The organism is Streptomyces sp. NPDC058683, from assembly GCF_042716195.1.
Taxonomy (GTDB): Bacteria; Actinomycetota; Actinomycetes; order Streptomycetales; family Streptomycetaceae; genus Streptomyces.
Window position 1 is genome coordinate 1 of the sequence record NZ_JBHXSK010000130.1, and the last position, 1,936, is coordinate 1,936.

Genomic DNA, 1,936 nt, shown 5'->3' on the forward strand with positions numbered 1-1,936 from the left:
TGTCCTACTTCGCTTGATGCTTGACGTGTTGACGTCACTTGATGCTTGACGGTTCCGTCCTCGGCTTTGCTGTCCGTGAGGGCTTTCGCGGAGGGGGCCGGGCCGGTGTTAGTGGAGCTGAGCGTGGTTGAGCAGCGCTATCACGCGGTCATGGAAGTGGCTGCTGGAGCATCGAAGACGGAGGTCGCGGCCCGGTATGGGGTCTCGCGTCAGTCGGTGCATGCCTGGGTGCGCCGGTATGAGGAGGGCGGTCTGGCGGGGCTGTCGGACCGGTCGCACCGGCCCAGATCGCATCCGTGGCAGATGCCGGCCGGGGTGGAGGCCGCAGTGCTGGAGCTGCGCAGGCTGCATCCGAGGTGGGGTCAGCGCCGGTTGCGTCATGAGCTTGCGCGGCGTGGGGTGGAGCCTGTGCCGTCAGAGGCGTCGGTGTATCGGATCCTGGTGCGCCATCAGCTGATCGTGCCGGTGAAGCGGCGCCGGCGCCGGGAGGATTACCGGCGGTGGGAGCGGCCGGGGCCGATGCAGTTGTGGCAGCTGGACGTGATGGGTGGGTTCTGGCTGGCCGACGGGCGTGAGTTGAAGCTGGTGACCGGGGTGGATGACCACTCCCGGTTCTGTGTGATCGCGGCGGTGGTGGAACGGGCAACCGGTCGGGCGGTGTGCGCGGCCTTTGCTGCGGCGTTGATGGCCTTCGGCTGTCCGGAGGAGGTGCTGACAGACAACGGCAAGCAGTTCACCGGCCGGTTCGGGACGCCGGGGCCGTCGACGGAGGTGTTGTTCGACCGGATCTGCCGGATGAACGGCATCAAGCACCGGCTGACCAAGCCGAGATCGCCGACGACCACGGGCAAGATAGAGCGGTTCCATCAGTCGCTGCGGCGTGAACTCCTCGACGACCAGGGACCGTTCGCCGACCTGCATGCGGCGCAGGCGCTCATCGACGGCTGGCGCGAGGACTACAACACCCTCCGACCGCACCAGTCTCTGGACATGGCCACCCCGGCCAGCCGCTTCCGACCCGCGCCGGCCGATGGGCTGAGCGTGCGGCTTCCAGCCCAGCTGGCCATTGCGCCGACGGTCGACGGCGAACCGGCGAAGCAGCAGGTCGAGCCGGTCGGGGAGGCGGTGCTGGGTTCGCCCGATGCGGTGGAGGTGGACCGCATCGTGCCGCCCAGCGGGAACCTGGCGGTGGCCGGCCAGCAGTTCTGGTTCGGGCCCCGGCAGGCGGGCCGGGCGGTGACGTTGTGGATGGACAGCACCACTGTCCACGTGAGCCGGGACGGCACGCGGATCAAGACCGTGCCGTCCCGGCTGAACACCGCGGATCTGGTCCGGCTGCGAGCTTCCGGTGCCCGTGCGGCCGGTCCCGCCCCGGCCGGACGTGCTCCTGGTCCGCTTGCGGTGAGGATGCCGATCGAGGTGGCCCGCACCGTGAACGCCTCCGGAGTCATCGGCCTGGCCGGACAGCAGATCACCGTAGGCATCCCGCTGGCCGGGCAACGCGTGACACTCCGGCTCGACGGGCCGTTGATGCAGGTCATTGCCGACGGCGTGCTGGTGCGCACGCTGCCCTGTCCGGTCCCGCCCGCTCGACGGGCCTACATCAGTGACGCCCAGCTCAGCCCTCTGCCTCCGAAGGCCCCGCAGGACGCGGTGCGGGTCGGGCGCAAGGTCTCGACCCGCGGCAGCATCCAGGTCTGCGGCCAGCAGGTCCAGGTCGGCATGGTCCATGCCCGCACCGTGGTCAGCGTCGAGGTCACCGACACCACCCTGCACGTCTTCGACCAGGACGGACACCGCCTGCGGACGGTGCCCCGCACCACCGCCAAGGAGGTGACCCGCTTCAAGGCCTACGGCACGACGAACCGCACAACAGGCTAGGAACCGGAAAGCCTCAACCGACGCACAACCGTCAAGCCTCATCTGACGCTAGACA

General features: G+C 69.1%; 1 protein-coding gene. It reads left to right on the forward strand.

Annotated features, from left to right (window positions below; translation table 11 throughout):
- The first annotated feature begins 117 nt into the window (after nucleotides 1–117).
- Nucleotides 118–1,881, forward strand: a complete 1,764-nt coding sequence (locus ACFWXC_RS52970; protein ID WP_384491531.1) for an IS481 family transposase — start codon at nucleotides 118–120, stop codon at nucleotides 1,879–1,881.
- Nucleotides 1,882–1,936 lie beyond the last annotated feature (55 nt).